Annotated in this window: 14 protein-coding genes and 1 pseudogene; 10 read left to right on the forward strand and 5 right to left on the reverse strand. The window is 49.4% G+C overall.

The features are described from left to right. The first annotated feature begins 134 nt into the window (after window positions 1–134). The 4 genes and pseudogenes from HMPREF3022_RS08505 to HMPREF3022_RS08520 all read left to right on the forward strand — a co-directional run bounded on the left by HMPREF3022_RS08505 (window position 135) and on the right by HMPREF3022_RS08520 (window position 5252). Window positions 135–1385, forward strand: a complete 1251-nt coding sequence (locus HMPREF3022_RS08505; protein WP_049333767.1) for a lipoprotein-releasing ABC transporter permease subunit — start codon at window positions 135–137, stop codon at window positions 1383–1385. Continuing rightward, entirely contained in the window at window positions 1378–2061 is a 684-nt protein-coding gene (lolD, locus tag HMPREF3022_RS08510; protein WP_049333768.1) for a lipoprotein-releasing ABC transporter ATP-binding protein LolD, read from the forward strand. Before HMPREF3022_RS08505 ends, lolD begins: the two co-directional genes overlap by 8 nt. 135 nt (window positions 2062–2196) lie before the next feature. After that, a pseudogene (gene recD, locus HMPREF3022_RS08515) lies at window positions 2197–3956 on the forward strand (exodeoxyribonuclease V subunit alpha). Window positions 3957–4052: 96 nt separating this feature from the next. Further along, window positions 4053–5252, forward strand: coding sequence for a hypothetical protein (locus HMPREF3022_RS08520; protein ID WP_070765474.1), 1200 nt, complete (start codon window positions 4053–4055; stop codon window positions 5250–5252). Between the two features lie 94 nt (window positions 5253–5346). Here HMPREF3022_RS08520 and HMPREF3022_RS08525 read toward each other — a convergent pair whose 3' ends face one another. Next, complete coding sequence (locus tag HMPREF3022_RS08525; RefSeq protein ID WP_003679090.1) at window positions 5347–5748, reverse strand: RNA-binding S4 domain-containing protein; 402 nt, start codon at window positions 5746–5748, stop codon at window positions 5347–5349. A 204-nt stretch (window positions 5749–5952) separates the two neighbouring features. On the opposite strand from HMPREF3022_RS08525, the gene HMPREF3022_RS08530 reads away from it, so the two are divergent. The 6 genes from HMPREF3022_RS08530 to HMPREF3022_RS08555 all read left to right on the forward strand — a co-directional run bounded on the left by HMPREF3022_RS08530 (window position 5953) and on the right by HMPREF3022_RS08555 (window position 11301). Further along, a complete protein-coding gene (locus HMPREF3022_RS08530) occupies window positions 5953–6912 on the forward strand; it encodes an acetyl-CoA carboxylase carboxyltransferase subunit alpha (RefSeq protein WP_049333774.1) in 960 nt (319 codons plus the stop codon). An 88-nt stretch (window positions 6913–7000) separates the two neighbouring features. Then, a complete protein-coding gene (tilS, locus tag HMPREF3022_RS08535) occupies window positions 7001–8329 on the forward strand; it encodes a tRNA lysidine(34) synthetase TilS (protein WP_070765475.1) in 1329 nt (442 codons plus the stop codon). A gap of 214 nt (window positions 8330–8543) precedes the next feature. Next, complete coding sequence (rpoE, locus tag HMPREF3022_RS08540; RefSeq protein WP_036493687.1) at window positions 8544–9143, forward strand: RNA polymerase sigma factor RpoE; 600 nt, start codon at window positions 8544–8546, stop codon at window positions 9141–9143. 5 nt (window positions 9144–9148) lie between these two features. Next, window positions 9149–9697 carry a sigma-E factor negative regulatory protein gene (locus HMPREF3022_RS08545; RefSeq protein ID WP_049333778.1) on the forward strand — a complete coding sequence of 183 codons (549 nt, stop codon included), beginning with the start codon at window positions 9149–9151 and terminating at the stop codon, window positions 9695–9697. Between the two features lie 118 nt (window positions 9698–9815). Continuing rightward, the gene (locus tag HMPREF3022_RS08550) at window positions 9816–10607 is read left to right on the forward strand and encodes a TrmH family RNA methyltransferase (protein WP_049333878.1); all 792 of its coding nucleotides are present in this window, start codon (window positions 9816–9818) and stop codon (window positions 10605–10607) included. 34 nt (window positions 10608–10641) lie between these two features. Beyond that, window positions 10642–11301: a YecA family protein gene (locus HMPREF3022_RS08555; protein WP_049333780.1), complete on the forward strand. Its 660-nt coding sequence runs from the start codon at window positions 10642–10644 to the stop codon at window positions 11299–11301. A 60-nt stretch (window positions 11302–11361) separates the two neighbouring features. Here HMPREF3022_RS08555 and HMPREF3022_RS08560 read toward each other — a convergent pair whose 3' ends face one another. The 4 genes from HMPREF3022_RS08560 to HMPREF3022_RS08575 form a co-directional block, all read right to left on the reverse strand. Continuing rightward, a complete protein-coding gene (locus HMPREF3022_RS08560; RefSeq protein ID WP_049333782.1) occupies window positions 11362–11850 on the reverse strand; it encodes a DUF456 domain-containing protein in 489 nt (162 codons plus the stop codon). A 143-nt stretch (window positions 11851–11993) separates the two neighbouring features. Beyond that, the gene (locus tag HMPREF3022_RS08565) at window positions 11994–13229 is read right to left on the reverse strand and encodes an MFS transporter (protein WP_070765476.1); all 1236 of its coding nucleotides are present in this window, start codon (window positions 13227–13229) and stop codon (window positions 11994–11996) included. 100 nt (window positions 13230–13329) lie between these two features. Next, window positions 13330–13728, reverse strand: a complete 399-nt coding sequence (locus tag HMPREF3022_RS08570; RefSeq protein WP_049333786.1) for a hypothetical protein — start codon at window positions 13726–13728, stop codon at window positions 13330–13332. 96 nt (window positions 13729–13824) lie between these two features. Next, window positions 13825–15870, reverse strand: coding sequence for a TonB-dependent receptor (locus HMPREF3022_RS08575; RefSeq protein ID WP_070765477.1), 2046 nt, complete (start codon window positions 15868–15870; stop codon window positions 13825–13827). Window positions 15871–16184 lie beyond the last annotated feature (314 nt).

Below are 16184 nucleotides of genomic sequence, written 5' to 3' on the forward strand. Positions count from 1 at the left end.
AGCGGAATTTACGGGAAGATACATGGTTTTACATACACTTTATCCCTGAATGCTACATCAGTCGGGCAATCGGACGACCTGTCGGTTTTACGGTACAATAAGCCTTTTTTGACAAACGAATGAGGCATTTTTGAATGGCTTCTTTAGAAACTTGGATAGGCCTGCGCTATCTGCGTGCGAAAAAACGCAACGGCTTTATGTCATTTATTACCATGATTTCAATCGTAGGTATCGCCTTGGGCGTAACGGCGCTGATTGTGGTGTTATCGGTAATGAACGGATTTCAGAAAGAGATACGCGGTCAATTGTTGAACGTCGCACCTCATGCGGAAATCGGCTATTACGATATCGGCAGTGCGCCGGGTTGGCAGAGTTTGCGCGAATTTGTAAAAGGCAAAAAGGAAGTGTTGGCCAGCGCACCTTATGTTTCCGATCAGGCTTTGCTTGCCAATGCCGGGGAAGTGCGCGGTGTGCAGATACGCGGTATCTTGCCGTCTGAAGAAAAAAATGTTGTTGATTACGGCAAGGATATGCCGGCCGGCAGTTTTGACGATTTGAAGCCGGGCGAATTTGATATTATTTTGGGTCAAGGGCTTGCTGAGGCATTGGGCACGGAGATTGGAGGCAAGGTTACAGTGATTACGCCTGAGGGGAATGTTACTCCTGCCGGTGTAGTGCCGCGCTTGAAGCAGTTTAATGTAGTCGGTGTGGTAAAAACAGGTGTTTATGAAGTCGATAACACATTGGCCATGACGCATATCAAGGATGCGCAAGTCTTGTATCGACTGGGAGAAAATGTCGGTGGGTTGCGTTTGCGATTGGCTGATCCTCAGAATGCGCCGTCTTTTATTGCCAAGTTGATTCCTGATGCTAAAAAAGATGAAGTATGGGTGCGGGACTGGACATTTAACAACCGCAGCTATTTTGAAGCCGTTGAGTTGGAAAAACGCATGATGTTTATTATTTTGACGCTGATTATCGCGGTTGCTGCGTTTAACCTCGTTTCTTCTTTAGTAATGGCGGTAACGGAAAAACAAGCCGATATTGCGATTTTGCGCACTTTGGGTTTGTCCCCGGGCGGCGTCATGAAGATTTTCTTGGTGCAGGGTGCTTTTGCAGGGTTCTTTGGTACGCTTGTTGGTGTCGTATGCGGTGTATTGCTGGGTTGGAATATCGGCAAGATTGTCGCGTTTTTTGAAGACCTGTTTGGCGTGCATTTGATTAACTCACAGGTTTATTTCATCGATTACCTGCCTAGCGATGTGAATTTAAAGGACGTCGCCGTTATTGCCTGCATTTCGCTTGGTTTGGCATTTATTGCCACACTGTATCCGAGCTGGCGTGCAGCAAAAACCCAACCTGCGGAGGCTTTGCGCTATGAGTAAGACAATTTTGAAATGTATCGGCGTTGGCAAAAGCTATAATGACGGCGCATTGAATGTACAAGTGTTGAATCATTTGGATTTTGAAGTTGCCGAAGCGGAAAGCGTGAGTATTATTGGTTCGTCAGGCAGCGGTAAATCTACGTTGCTGCACCTTCTTGGTGGCTTGGATATGCCGTCTGAAGGCAAGGTAATACTGATGGATCAGGATTTGGGCGGTTTGAGCCAAAAACAGTTGGGCGAATTGCGCAACCGTTATTTGGGCTTTGTGTATCAGTTCCACCATCTATTGCCTGAGTTTTCTGCTTTGGAAAATGTCATGATGCCGCTTTTAATCGGCAAAATGCCCAAGGCGATGGCTGAGGAGAAGGCTGTCAATATGCTGAAAAAGGTTGGCTTGGATAAGCGTATGTTGCACCGTCCGAGTGAACTTTCCGGAGGCGAGCGTCAGCGTGCGGCGATTGCCCGTGCTTTGGTTAATGAGCCGAAATGCTTATTGGCGGATGAACCGACGGGGAACCTTGACCGTAAAAATGCGCAAAATGTGCTGGATATGATGCTGGATTTGAAACGCGAATTGAACACCAGCCTGATTGTGGTGACTCATGATGACGAGCTGGCTGAGCGTTTTGACCGGGTAATGACCATGAAAGACGGCAGCCTGCAAGTGCTGCAATAAGGTTATTATTTTAGGCAAATATTTTATGCTTTGAACGGTATAATAGAGGCCGTCTGAAAAATAGGTTTTCATTTATGGAAACACTGTTTTTCAGACGGCCTTTCTTTTTCCGTATCAATCAAGCTTGAGCCATGAATCCGACCGACTCCATCCTTTCCTCTGCCGCAGATGCGGCCATAGCGTTTTTCCGCCGCCACAAAGTACAGGGCGCATCCGTTATTGAGCCTTATGTGGTTCGACTGTTTGCAGCTTTGCAAAACGGGCATTCGTTTGTTTATTTGGATAAAGCGGATGTTGATGCTTTAAGCAACTTGCCGAATTTGGTCGGTAATGCGGATAAACCGCTTATCCTGCAAGGCCAGAAATTGTTTTTAGGGCGGATGTGGCAGTTGGAGCATGATTTGGCTGTTGAAATCAAACGGCTGGCAAGTGCAGAGGCGGAAGAAGTGAATTTCATGGCGGCTTCAAAAAGCCTGAGCGACTGGTTTGATACTAAAGACAGCAAAGAGCAACGGGATGCTGCTGCTTTGGCCTTGCTGCAAAACTTTATGCTGATTACCGGCGGGCCGGGTACGGGTAAGACGACGACCGTAGCAAAGCTTTTGGGTCTGATTTGCAATAACAGTACGAAGCTGCCCCGTATCGCATTGGCGGCACCGACGGGCAAAGCGGCTGCGCATATGGCACGGGCCTTGCAACGTGCTTTGGACGGTTTTGATTTGTCTCCGAGCGTCAAAGCGCATCTGGAAAACTTGGAAGGGCAGACTGTCCATCGTTTGTTGAAACTGCGGCCGCCGCAAATGCGCCCTGCGTTCAATCATGAATATCCGCTTGCTTTGGATGTTTTGGTAGTGGATGAGGCTTCGATGTTGGATTTGCCGCTGGTGTTGGATTTATTGAGCGCCGTGCCTACCGGTTGTCGTCTGGTGTTGCTTGGTGATGAAAATCAGTTGCCGTCGGTTGGCTTGGGAGCTGTGTTGGCGGCATTGTCGCGTCCGACGGCTTTGGATAAAGAAACCGCTGAAAAGCTGGAAGTGTACCTGCCCAATCATGGTTTTGAGATTAAAGAGTGGCCACAAGCTTTATCGCAAAACAATGCCAAATTGACGTTCAGCCACCGTTTTGGTGCAAACAGCGGTATTGGTTGTTTGGCAAGGGCGGTGGTGTCCGGGGAAAAGCAAACTGCGGTCGAACAGTTTGACAAGTTCCCCAAAGAATTGGAAATGAAACCAGGCCGTCTGAAAGAGCAGGTCGCTTTGCTGTATCAAAAGCAACAGGATTATTGGCAGGCTGTGGCAAAGAATAATGTTGCACTCGCCTATGGTCATGCGGCCGATGTGGTGGTATTGGCAGCTTGGCGGCAGGATGCGGATGATTTGAATCAGGCTTATCAAGAATACTTGCAACGACAAGGCAAGGTTTCGGGAGAAACGCCTTGGTTTGCTGGACAAATCATCATGATTACCCACAATGATTACATGCTGGAAGTGTTTAACGGCGACATCGGTCTGATTATGAAAGATGAAGAATCGTTGAATGGCTTGTCTGCCTATTTTCCTGAGAAAGATGGATTCAAAAAAATTGCCATCAGCCGTTTGCCCGATTTTGAATCGGCTTTTGCCATGACGGTGCATAAGAGCCAAGGTTCGGAATATCGGGAGGTATGGTTGTTGCCCCCGTCAGTGCCTGCAACGACGGAGAGTGAAGAAGAGGCACGGGGTTTGGATAAGGCTTTGCTTTACACAGCTATTACCCGTGCGCGTGAACGTTTTGTGTTTTGGGGAAATGCGGAGGAATTGTGTCAGGCTGTGGGATGCCATCAAAAACGTAGGACGGCATTGGCCGATGCCTTGAAATGGCAGTTTGAACAGCCTGATGAGCAGACTTCCGTTTGACCTGAATCAAGAGGCCGTCTGAAAGAGGATAAAGCGTTTAAATCTGCTTGACTGATTACACTAATTTACATACGATAAAAATAATTAGTAAATAAAATGAATAATTTATACAAAATTCATAATTCTGTACGCTTTATCGAATACTTCACTTTCAATACCTTCTTTTGGAGAGTCGGCATGAAATTTCAAACCAAACTGATTGCAACCTGTATTTTATTGGCTTCATCATCTTATTCATTGGCAGAAAATGCTGATGGCGGACGTGATGCGGCGGCTTTGGCCACCACCAACGATTATGTCAATTCCGGCAGCATCATTCGCAAAGATGACGATAAAATCAGCATTTTCAATGATTTGTTGACTGTAAATGGTGGCTTGCGCGTACGTGCGGATACCAAAGACATCAATGCCAATAACAGCGGCATCAATCCGACACCTGAAGATACCAATGCCAACTTCAATGCGGAGTTTTGGTTACGCGCGAAACTGTACAAAGATTGGAAGTTGGTTGCCCAAATCGAGCCGAATATTGATTTGGAAACCGGTAAGTTCAACGGCGATCATGATGTGCCGGTGAATAAACTGTATGCCGAAGGTACTTTGTACAACAATATTAAAGCGCGTGTCGGTAAATTTGGCGCGTTCTCTTCATACGGCCGCGTATGGGATACCGAAGTTACCGGCGGCGAAATCTTCTTTGACAATAAAACCCTGCCTACCAAAATCTATGCGGGCCGCCGTACTGGCAATCTGAACGACAACACATGGGGCATTGGTGGCCGTCGCAGACATTTTGTCGCAGTTCAAAGCGTGTTGCCTGTAAATGAGAATATCAACGTCGGCGCAACCGTCAGCTACATGAAAGACATCGATGTACGCGGTGCGAAGAAAAATGCAGTCTTCGGAGAAATCGGTACGGACATCAAGTTTAATGACGATTGGCATTGGATGGCTGCAGTCAGCAAGTCCAATATCAAAGCCTATAATGATGCCGGCCAAAAAATCAAAAATGATGGCGTGTTCACTGAAGTGCGCTATAAATCAGCCGACTGGAACGTCCGCAATTCTTACGACGTATTCTTGAACTACCGCCGTGTCGGTTCGTTGTCCGGTGTCTCTTCTGTTGAGGATTACAGCAAAAACGTCCAAGGTGTGCAAATCGGTGCGACCTATATTCCTTGGAAAAACTGGAAACTCAAAGGCTTCTATTTGGCCGGCAAACAGGTTACGCCTACTGTTGGCACGGATAAGCAGGACGTAAACGTTATTCGTGGTCAGTTAGAATATAAATTTTAATCATCACAAATAAAAAAACAGGCAGGATGTCCTGCCTGTTTTTGGTTTTCAGACGGCATGGATATGGGACCGTCTGAAACAATGGATTCAACGCTTACCAGCTATCGCGCTTCATACGGTCAAGCTGGCGGCGGTCGCGTTTGGTTGGGCGTCCGTCCGGATAAGCAGCACTGATGCGGCTGGCTTGGTCGAGCTGTTTTTGAGCTTCGCGTTCGGCAGCCGTTTTCATGTCTTCTTCGTAGAGTAAACGCGCTTCCGGTGCCGGGCGGCGTTGATGATTGAGTGCGGCAACTTTGAATTTGTAGGGTAGGGAGTTCAAAGTCATGTCGATGGTGTCGCCGGCAGAAATATTTTTGCTGTTTTTCACCTTCGAGCCGTTTACCAAAACCCTGCCCAGCTCAATATGTTTTTGTGCCAGCGCGCGGGTCTTGAAAAAGCGTGCGGCCCACAGCCATTTGTCCAAGCGCATGGACGAATTGTCATGATCGTTTTTCATAGCCTGTTTGAAATGATTGAACTGAATTGAAGTTTATCATAAGATACGGCACTTCATTCGTTTAGTGCAGATATACTATTTCTTTGTTAAAGGCCGTCTGAAAGATTTTTTATTGCAAAAGATGGCAGTTTCCCTTTGAGAAATGCTGTCAAATACGTCTGATTAGCGTATCATGTCAGCAACCGTTACCGAGAGCTTTGTTTTATGAAACCCGTTTTTTTGGACTTCGAACAACCCATCGCCGAATTAACCAATAAAATCGACGAATTACGATTCGTACAAGACGAATCAGCCGTCGATATTTCCGACGAGATTGCCAGACTGCAAAAGAAAAGCAGCGAGTTGACTAAGTCGATTTTCAGCAAGCTGACTCCGGCTCAAATTTCACAAGTGTCCCGCCATCCGCAACGTCCTTATACTTTGGACTACATCAACGGTATTTTTACCGATTTTGAAGAATTGCACGGCGACCGCCATTATTCTGACGATCATGCCATTGTCGGCGGTTTGGCGCGTTTCAACGGCCAAAGCGTGATGGTTATTGGTCATCAAAAAGGCCGCGATACCAAAGAAAAAATCCGCCGTAATTTCGGTATGCCGCGTCCTGAGGGTTACCGTAAAGCACTGCGCTTGATGCAGACTGCCGAAAAATTCAATATTCCGGTCATGACCTTTGTCGATACCCCGGGTGCGTATCCGGGCATTGGCGCGGAAGAGCGCGGCCAGTCTGAAGCCATCGGCCGTAATTTGTACGAACTGACCCGCTTGCATGTGCCAGTATTGTGCACCATCATTGGCGAAGGCGGTTCGGGTGGCGCGTTGGCAGTGGCTGTCGGCGACTATGTTAATATGCTGCAATACTCGACTTATTCGGTGATTTCTCCCGAAGGTTGCGCCTCTATTCTTTGGAAAACTGCTGAAAAAGCAGCAGATGCCGCGCAAGCATTGGGTATTACCGCCAAACGCCTGCAAGAATTGGATGTCATCGACAAAGTGATTGATGAACCTTTGGGCGGTGCACACCGTGATTTTGAAACCACGATGAAAAACGTTAAAACCGTTTTGGAGCAGCAATTAAGCGAAGCGCAAAGTATGACCATGCCTGACTTGCTTTCTCGCCGTTTTGACCGCATCATGGCTTACGGTAAATTTACCGATAAATAAGTTTGACTGCTGAAAAAGCAAGCAGATGTCGCTGCTTGCTTTTTTTGTGTTCTATTTTTGAGTCATTCACAATTTCAGGCCGTCTGAAATGTCGCAAGTATCCCCTGATTCCCTATTTAAAAGTTTTCAAACAGCTTTTCCTGATTCGCCGAACCATACTGTTTTTGAAGTCGGTTTGAGCGGCGGATTGGATTCCGTTGTCCTGCTGCATCTTTTGCACCGGATGCGTGAATTCTGCCGTTTTGATTTGCGCGCCGTCCATGTTCATCATGGTTTAAGCACCAATGCCGACAGTTGGGCTAAATTTTGTCAGGATTATTGTCAGCGTTTGAATGTTGCCTTGCGGGTGTGCCGTGTCAATGTGGAAAAACAAGGAAAAGGTTTGGAAGCAGCGGCCAGGGCTGCCCGATATCAGGCATTTTCAGACGGCCTGAAGAAAATTATTGTTTTGGCCCATCACCGTAATGATCAAATCGAAACATTTATGCTGTCGGCCGTGCGCGGCGGCGGATTGCGCGGTATGGCGGCCATGCCGGTATGGCGTGATTTAAATGAAGAGATCCAAATCTGGCGGCCGCTTTTGGCATTTTCCCGTCAGGAATTGGCAGGGGATGCGCAACAATGGAGGTTGTCTTTTGTCGAAGACGAAAGTAACGAGGATCCTGTCTATTTACGCAATTGGATGAGAAATCAGGCCTTGCCGCAATGGCAGCAGCGGATTCCGAATTTTGAGCGGCAAATTTGTGCCAATATCCGATTATTGCAGGAAGATTTGCAGCTTTTAGATGAATTGATTGAGTCTGAATATCAGCGCATCAGTCCGGACGGAATATTCAGTATCAGTCTGTGGCGGCAATGTACGCCGCTTTTGCGCCGTCGGTTGCTTTGGTATTTTTTGAGAAAGCAAACGGAATCATTGCCTTCTTATCACAGCATTGCCGATTTCGCCCGAGTATTGGAAACCGCAGAACAGGCGCAGTTGAGTTTGCCAAACGGCGAATTGGTCGCCTATCGGGATCAGTTGTTTATTTGGCAAGAAAGTGAATTTCAACAGCTGCCTTGGTGTAATGGTAGGGAAGTTCGAGGCCGTCTGAAAGATATTTTGCTGGAAAACGGTTTTGTTTTATTACCTGTTAAAGGCGGTTTGCCGGAAGAGGAGTTGGAGAAGCCGGCTGTGCTTAGAACTGTATCCGAGGGCGACGTGATTCAGTCCGGGCAGAGGGGAAAATCAGTCGAAAAACTATTGCAAGAGTGTCATATCATGCCACTCGTGCGTAAATATTGGCCGATTATCATAAGTATGGGCAACAAGTGCCTTGCTGTTGCTAACCTTAGGGTTGGAAGCGATGTTCAAATAGAGCAAGGCTATCTGCCAGTTCATAGAAAGTTGGTCGAATATATGGCAAAAGTAAAGTAAATAACTCTAAATTTAGTAAGTATCAGTAGTTTAACTACTTTTGCTAAGTATTGGTATATTAAGTAATATTGTTAATGTTAGAGCATCTGCACGAATAAACTTTAGCCATTGAATGTAATCTTATGGAACTATTTCAGAGCGTTGCTGTCTTTACTGTGCACAGCACGCTTTACTATTTTTGGGTTTAAAGCAGTAAAATGATTAAAGGGTGGGTATGAACGATCGCCAAATAGATCAAGTTTTGGTGGAGCGCGCGCAGAAAGGTGACCATAAGGCATTTGAGATGCTGATGTCCAAATATCAGCGTCGGCTAAACAGACTGATTTCTCGTTTTATTCAGGATGAGCATGAAGTGCACGATGTAACCCAAGAGGCAATGATTAGGGCTTATCGTGCATTGGCAAATTTTCGTGGAGAAAGTGCATTTTATACATGGCTGTACCGTATCGGTATCAATACGGCAAAGAATTTCCTGACCACTTCGGGTCGTCAGTTTTTTGTCAGTTCGGAAGCAGCCAATGAGGAAGGAGATGTTCTCGATTTAACCGATCAGATTGCGGATTACCATACGCCGGAAGCTGAGATGATGAATCGGGAAATCTTGCAGACCGTCGAGGCAAGCATTGCGCAACTGCCAGACGATATGCGTCAAGCCATTACGCTTAGGGAAATGGACGGCTTGTCTTACGAAGAAATAGCTCGGGTAGTGGATTGTCCGATAGGTACTGTACGTTCGCGTATTTTCAGAGCGCGTGAACTGATTGCAAAAGATTTGCGGCCGCTGTTGGATACTTCTGAAGATCAAAGGTGGTAATAAAAATGAACGAAAAAACAAATAAAGCATTGGAGTATGTGTCTGCATTGATGGACGGTGAAGCATTGACTGATGAGATGCTGGATGCCGTATTGGCAGACGAAGAAGCCATGCGCGCTTGGCATGAGTACCACATTATCGGCGACTGTATCCGTCAGGGCGCGGCGGTGAAGGTGGCTGATGAAAGCATGCAAAGCAAAGCATTTACAGTGCCTCAAGCCGAAGCTGAAGGCAAACAGGAAAAATATGCTCAGCGTGAAGCGGCCAATAGCGGCTTCTTCAAATTCTTCGCAGCCGTTGCCAGCGTGTGTGCCATTGCTGTGACGGCATGGCAGTTTACGCCGCAAACTTCTCGTGACACTCTGCCGGTTGCAGAGAAGTCTATTACTCAGCCTGCCCAAAATATCATTCCAGTGAGCGGTACGCCTAGTGATAAAGCGGCTTCCGAGCCTAGCGAGACTGTTGTGCCGAATGCGGCAAAAGACGGCAAACTTGAAAACCGTCCGACTGTCCGCACCGAGCAGCAAAATGAGCAGCAGACTGTTGTGCAGTAAAAAATGAAATCATGTGAAACCCTTGCTTCATTGCAAGGGTTTTTTATTTCCGAAGTAAAACCGTCAGGCCGTCTGAAAGCATAGCTTCAATGAAGTCAAAACAGTTATAATGCGCTCCATGAAACTGATTACCTCTGCTCAAAACGAACAGCTCAAACATTTATTCCGTCTGCTGACGCAGGCCAAAGCAAGGCGTGAAAGCGGTGAAACCGTATTGGAAGGCGTACATCTGCTGCAAACTTATTTGCAAAGCGGCGGTACGCCCAAACAGGTTTATCTGCCTGAAAAGAAACAGCAACATCCTGAAATTCAAGAAATTACGGCACAGTTGGATGAGGGATTGATTACTTGGGTCGGTAACGAAGCACTGTCTAAAATCACCAGTCTGACCGATGCCGATGATGTGATGACTTGGATTGATATTCCGCAGCAGGCAGGTTTGCCTTCAGACGGCGATTGCGTGGTATTGGAGCGGGTACAAGACCCCGGCAATGCAGGGACGATTTTGCGCAGTGCGGCAGCGGCCGGAGTCAGGCAAATTGTGTGCGGCAATGATTCCGTGGATATCTGGTCGCCCAAAGTGTTGCGAGCGGGGATGGGTGCTCATTTTCTGCTGTCTATTTTCAGTCGAGTGGAATTATCAGCTTGGATGGAAACGTATCGGCATCAAATTTGGGCAACTGCCTTGGGAGGGCGCAATATCGGTTTGTATGAAATGGACCTTAGTCAACCTTGCGCTTGGGTGTTTGGCAATGAAGGTAGCGGTGTGAGCGAAACGGTAAAAGAGAAGGCCGATGCCTGTGTCAAAATCCCAATGTTGGGACAAACCGAATCCTTGAATGTCGCGATGGCGGCAACGGTTTGTCTGTTTGAACAAATGCGGCAGCGTATCCATGCCCAGGCCGTCTGAAAACAATAATACGATTTTATTTTAAGGAACAAAAATGCAAATACTGACTTTTGATGAAGCGGCACGCAGCCGCTTGATGGAATTGCTGGATGCCAAATCTGAAGCTCACAACACCATGCGTTGTGATGAAGTTCAAGGTTTTATGATGGCTTTATTGAGTGGTCCGGATGCTTTGAATCCGACCAACTGGCTGCCTGAGATTTTAGGTGAAGAATCTTTGTTTGATGCCAAAGAGCGCACCGAAATCGAGCGTTTGGTGATGGCAATGGCCGCCGATATGCGCATGAAGCTCAACGAAAAAATTCTGCCTGATTTGTGGTTTTATGAAGATGAAGCCGGCAATCCGGATTTCTACACTTGGTGTAACGCCTATCTTTACGCATTGGATATCGTGCCTACCGATTGGTTTGAAGCAGTCGATCAAGAAGAGTTTGAGGATTTGTTCTATCCGATTATGGCTTTGGGTGGCATTTATGACGATGAAGAAAACGGCGAAGTCATCTTGCATCTGAATGAAAAAGAGTTGATCCAGCTGGAATCTGATTTGCCGCATGTCCTGCTTGATATTTACTGGTATTGGCAGGCCATCATCAATAAGCCGCAAACCGTACGCCGCGAAGGCGAAAAAGTGGGGCGCAACGATCCTTGCCAGTGTGGCAGCGGTAAAAAGTACAAAGCCTGCTGCGGCAAATAAACAGTGAAATGAAAAGGCCGTCTGAATGCTTGAAATTCAGACGGCCTTTAATGTTTTGTCTTAGAACAACGAGGCCAACCAAACAAACAGGATGGTCAGTGCGATGGTCAAGGCGCAGCCGATTTTGGCCACGGTGCCGATAATAAAGCCGATAAACGTACCGATACCGACTTTGCCTGCCTGCCAAGTGTCTTTGCGTGCGATAAATTCGCCGATGGCCGCACCGGTCAAAGGGCCGAGCAACAAGCCGGGAATAGAGAAGAATGCACCGACGATACCGCCGATAAACGCGCCCCAAACTGCGGTTTTACTTGCTCCGGTATATTTTGCGCCCAATGCACCCGCCACATAATCCATCGCAGTACCGAATACGGCAACGATGGCCAAAAATGTCAGCGTACCCGAGCCAAACACTTGATAATCGCCGGCATAACCCAACAGCCATGCACCACCAAACATCAAACCCAATCCGGGCAAGGCAGGATAAATCGTGCCTAAAATGCCGACAACAATGGCGATCAAGCCGAGAACGATGAGAACAGCAGTCATAAGGTTCCTTTTGAATTTAAGAGTGTAATAACGGCAGTATTATGGGCACGTTTTGTTATATTTTCATGAGAGATTGTGCAATAAAATGAAAAATTATCCGGAGGCGTGCTCAATTAAAATCGATGGATAAATATCTGAGCGAATTATTGTGAATCACGATCCGAATGATTGAATAAATTTCTATTCAAATATAAAAGCAGGCCTACCAATACGGCTAAGTACACTGCAACCCAATACGCATCTGTATAACCAATAGCCTTTGCCAGCCGCAGGGCGGCGAAACCGGCCACGTAACTGCTGAGCAGGACGACGGAAAATTGCAGGCTGCTGTCGAGTGCAGCGGTGGTGCGGTCGGATTTGTCCATCACCAACGCCAGTATCACCGGCAGCAGCAGCGTGTAGCTCAGGCTCAGGGCGATGATTTGCGCGGGCGGCAGCCAAGGGTGGACACGTGCGAGCGTATCGATGGCGATCATGGACGCCAAAAGCGGCAGTTGCAGCGCGTAGAGCAGGAACACAAGTTTGCGGCGCGGATAATTGCGCGAAAACCAGCCCGACAGCGGCGTAACGATCAGGCAGGCAACAGGAATGCCCACCGCCAGAATTCCGCCCGTCTGCTTCGGGTTGAAGCCCAAATCCGCCAGCTTGGGCACAAAAGTCGCCGCCGCAAACGCATACGGTGCGGCAACGGCAAACAGAAAAACCAGCCACCGCCAGCCCGTTTCAGGTTGCTGCCAAAAAGAAACCAGCCGTGCTGCCAACACCGTCCAACTGCCTTGCGCAGTCGGACTTTCCGGCTCGCGGTAGTACAAGAGTTGCAGCAACATTAGCAGGCTGAACGCCAGCATAAAGCCCGCTGCCGCCGTCTGTCCGTATTCCTGATACAGCCACAACACCAGTGCGCCGCCGATCATCTTGCCGCCGCGTGCCGCCATCGTTTGAATCACGCCGCCGAAACCGCGTTCGCGGTGCGGCAGGACGATGCACGACAAACCCAGCATCGCGCAGCCGTACACCGCCGACATCGCCGAGAGCAGTACGCAGCAGGTCAAAAGCAGCGCGAAGTTCTGCGTTATGTCGGTACAGGCCATCAGCCCGAACACTGCCGAAAGCCCCAGCGTCGCCGCCAGCAGCCAGCCGCGAAACCGCCCGAACCGCCCTGCCGGCCGATGCTCCATCAGTGCGGCAAACAATACCTTCGCCGCTTCGATACCGCCGATTAAATGTATCCAGCTCAGTTGGTTCAGGCTGTAACCGTGATTTTTCAAAATAGCGACCAGCGCGACCAGATAAAAACCGGTTAGCGTGAATTTGTAAGTGCTGCCGCCGATAAGCAGCAGCCAGTCGCGTGAGTTTGGGGAAGTCTGATTGTCGGACATCACATGATTCTTTTGAAGATGAGGCAAATAAAGGGACAAGGCCGTCTGAACATATTGGGTGGCAATACTTGATTTGTATTTAAATAGGTTTAGTATCTTTTCAGACGGCCTTCAACGCTTCTTCTGCGCGAAGCAGGGCGGTTGTTTCATCTGCTTCGACGATGTAGTTCACGCCCAGCGCGGGGCCGAGTTTGGACGATTGTTCGCGGAAGAACGCCAGTTGCGCCGTGTCGGGTTCGATAAGGAGCATGGCGGCGCAACGTTCGGACAGTTGCGGCCGATGTGCCTTTATCCATTCGATGTAGGTTTTGCGGTCGGCAATGCGCTGTTCGTCGCTCACCTGCCGCCGCATCGGGGTGCAGACGGTGGCGAAGCGGGGGTTTTGGTTTAACAGGATTTTGAATTCGGCCAGCCAGTCGGCGAAGTCGGCGACGTGGGTCAGGTCGGTCAGGTAGATGGTGCCTTCGGGCAGGGTTTTGGCGGGGGTGAAGTAGTGCATGGGGTTCCTTTGGGTGTTTTAGCGGAATAAATGGTAGGTCGGGCATAAATGTCCGACCTATGTTTTTTCAGACGGCCTTGATCATTTCAGTTTCATTTAAAACTTCCATTCCGCGCTCACGCCCACGCTTCTGGGGCGTTGGTAGAGCGCGTCTTGGCGGTCGGCGCTGGAAATGAATATGGGTTGGCGGCGGTTGAACACGTTTTCGGCGTAGAGCGAGACGCGGCCTTGTTTGAAGTTGTAGGCGGTGTAGAGGTTGACTTGGTTGTATGCGCCGATTTTGCCTGATTCGGCATTGTCGGCAGCGGAGTAGTAGCCGCCGTAGAAGCGCACGTCGCCGCCGGCTTCCCAGCCTTTGTCGTTCAGGTATTTCACGCCGATGTTGGCGGTGTATTTTGGTGCGCGGCCGAGTTTGTTGCCTTCGATGCCACTGTCGGGATAGCTTTTGATTTTGGTGTTGAGCAGCCCCAGTCCGGTGGTGAGTTTCAGGCTGTCGGTCGCCTGCCAGTCGGCGGCGAGTTCTGCACCGTAGGTGTGGACTTTTTTGGCATTGCGGATGACGACGGAGTTGGTGCCGAGATAGAAGGGGAGCTGCATGTCGCGGTAGTGGTTCAGGAACAGGTTGCCGGAGAGTTGCAGGCGGCGGTCTGCGCTGCGCCAGCGGGTGTACCACTCGTAGTTGTTCACATATTCGGGCTCATAAGTGTAGGTTACGACGGGGCGGCCGAAGGTGATGCCCGCGCCGCCGGGGTTGTAGCCGCGCGCGGCTTTGATGCCGCTGACCCATTGGTCGGTGGGTTTGAAGGCGATATCGATTTTGGGCAGGAACACGGTCTGGCCTTTGTCTAAATCAAGGTGCAGTGCGCCGCTGCCGCCGCTTCGTTTGTGCGTTTCTTTTTCAAGGCGTGCGGCGGCCGTGATGTCCCATTTTTCGCTGGGGCTGTATGTGGTTTCGGCAAACAGGGCACGCACGTTGTTGCGGTCGTCAAAGGTGTTGCGACCGCCGACGCTGCGGATGTCCACCCATTCATCTTGTTTGCTGCGGAAGTAGTGCAGTCCGGCAAGGCCTTTCAGACGACCTTTGTTGGAAAAATGCAATACCGGCTCCCATTGCAGTTCACGGCCTTTTAGTTCGGCGGGCACGCCTTGCGGGCTGACGGTCATCGGCAGATGCAGCCGCTCGTTGTGGTAGCGGCCGTAAACCAGTTTGTTTTCCAGTTTCAGATAGTCATTAAGCTGCCACGATACGTCCCAGATGCTCGATGTCGAGCCGGTTACGAACACGGGCTTTTCTTTTAAGAAACGGCGGCTGGCGGTGTTGCCCATGATTTCATTTTGCGGCGCGCGCGAACGGATGTGGTTCAGCGTCAGGCGGCTGTAAAAATCGGGATGGTTTTCGGGCGTGAGCAGGAGTTTGAAGCGCACGTTGGTATTTTCCACGCGGCGCGGGTTGCCGGTCGGCTCATAGGACACGAACGGCTCATAGCTTTCGCGTTGCTGCCGCTCCGCGCTCAAGCGGAAGGCAAGGTTGTTTTTCACAATCGGACCGGACACTACGCCGGCGATGTTGCGTGTTTTCTGGTTGCCCAAACCCAAGCGCAGCGCGCCTTCCCATTCGTCGGTCGGGTCTTTGGAACGCATCACCACTGCGCCCGCCACCGCGTTCTGTCCGCGCACATGGCTTTGCGGCCCGCGCAAGATTTCCACTTGCTGCATGTCCCACAGCGACTGCGTGCCGAAGGCAAATTCATTGTAAGTGGCGGAGCGGCCGTCTATGGACAGGTTCAGGCGCGGCCGCGTGCCCGCGAAAAATGCTACCGCGCCGACGGCGGGGCCAGAGCCGTCTACGCCGCGCACGGTCGGCAAATCGTTGCCGCTGCCCGAGTCCACCGTGTTCACAGTCTGTTTGAGCAGGTCGGTTGCGGAAAGATTGTGGCCGCTGCGGTCGATGTTCGGCGTGGAGAAAACGCGGTTGGATGTGGCGGTTTCAAAGCCGCTGCGGTTGGTGCGTTCGCCGGTGACGACGACTTCTTCCAACTGTACCTGTTCCGCATCTTGCACCGCATCGGCGGCATAAATCCATTCGGAGGCGAAAGCAGCGGCAATCAATAGGGGGAGGCGGCGGAGGGCGGGTTTCTGCATTTCCTTATCCTTTCAGACGGCACACGTCGGGGCTGATTGAACATCAGATAATCCAACCGCTCCGGCAGTATGCAAATATTTGTGTTTACGCATTTACATAAAACAAACTATTAATGTAAAGTATAAGAAATAAGAAACAGGAATGCAAATGTTTATCATTCACTTTACTTCCCTCTTATCTTGTGAATCGTCCAAAAAATCCCTCTCCTATTTTTGGGAGAAGGTTGGTGGAGGCAGATTCTGTAATCTTCATGAATTTGGCCTGCTAAGTATCCGATAGCCCTCATTCGTAGGGCGGAGCGGAGGGATAAGGA

This window comes from Neisseria sp. HMSC065C04 (assembly GCF_001815375.1).
Classification (GTDB): Bacteria; Pseudomonadota; Gammaproteobacteria; order Burkholderiales; family Neisseriaceae; genus Neisseria; species Neisseria flavescens_D.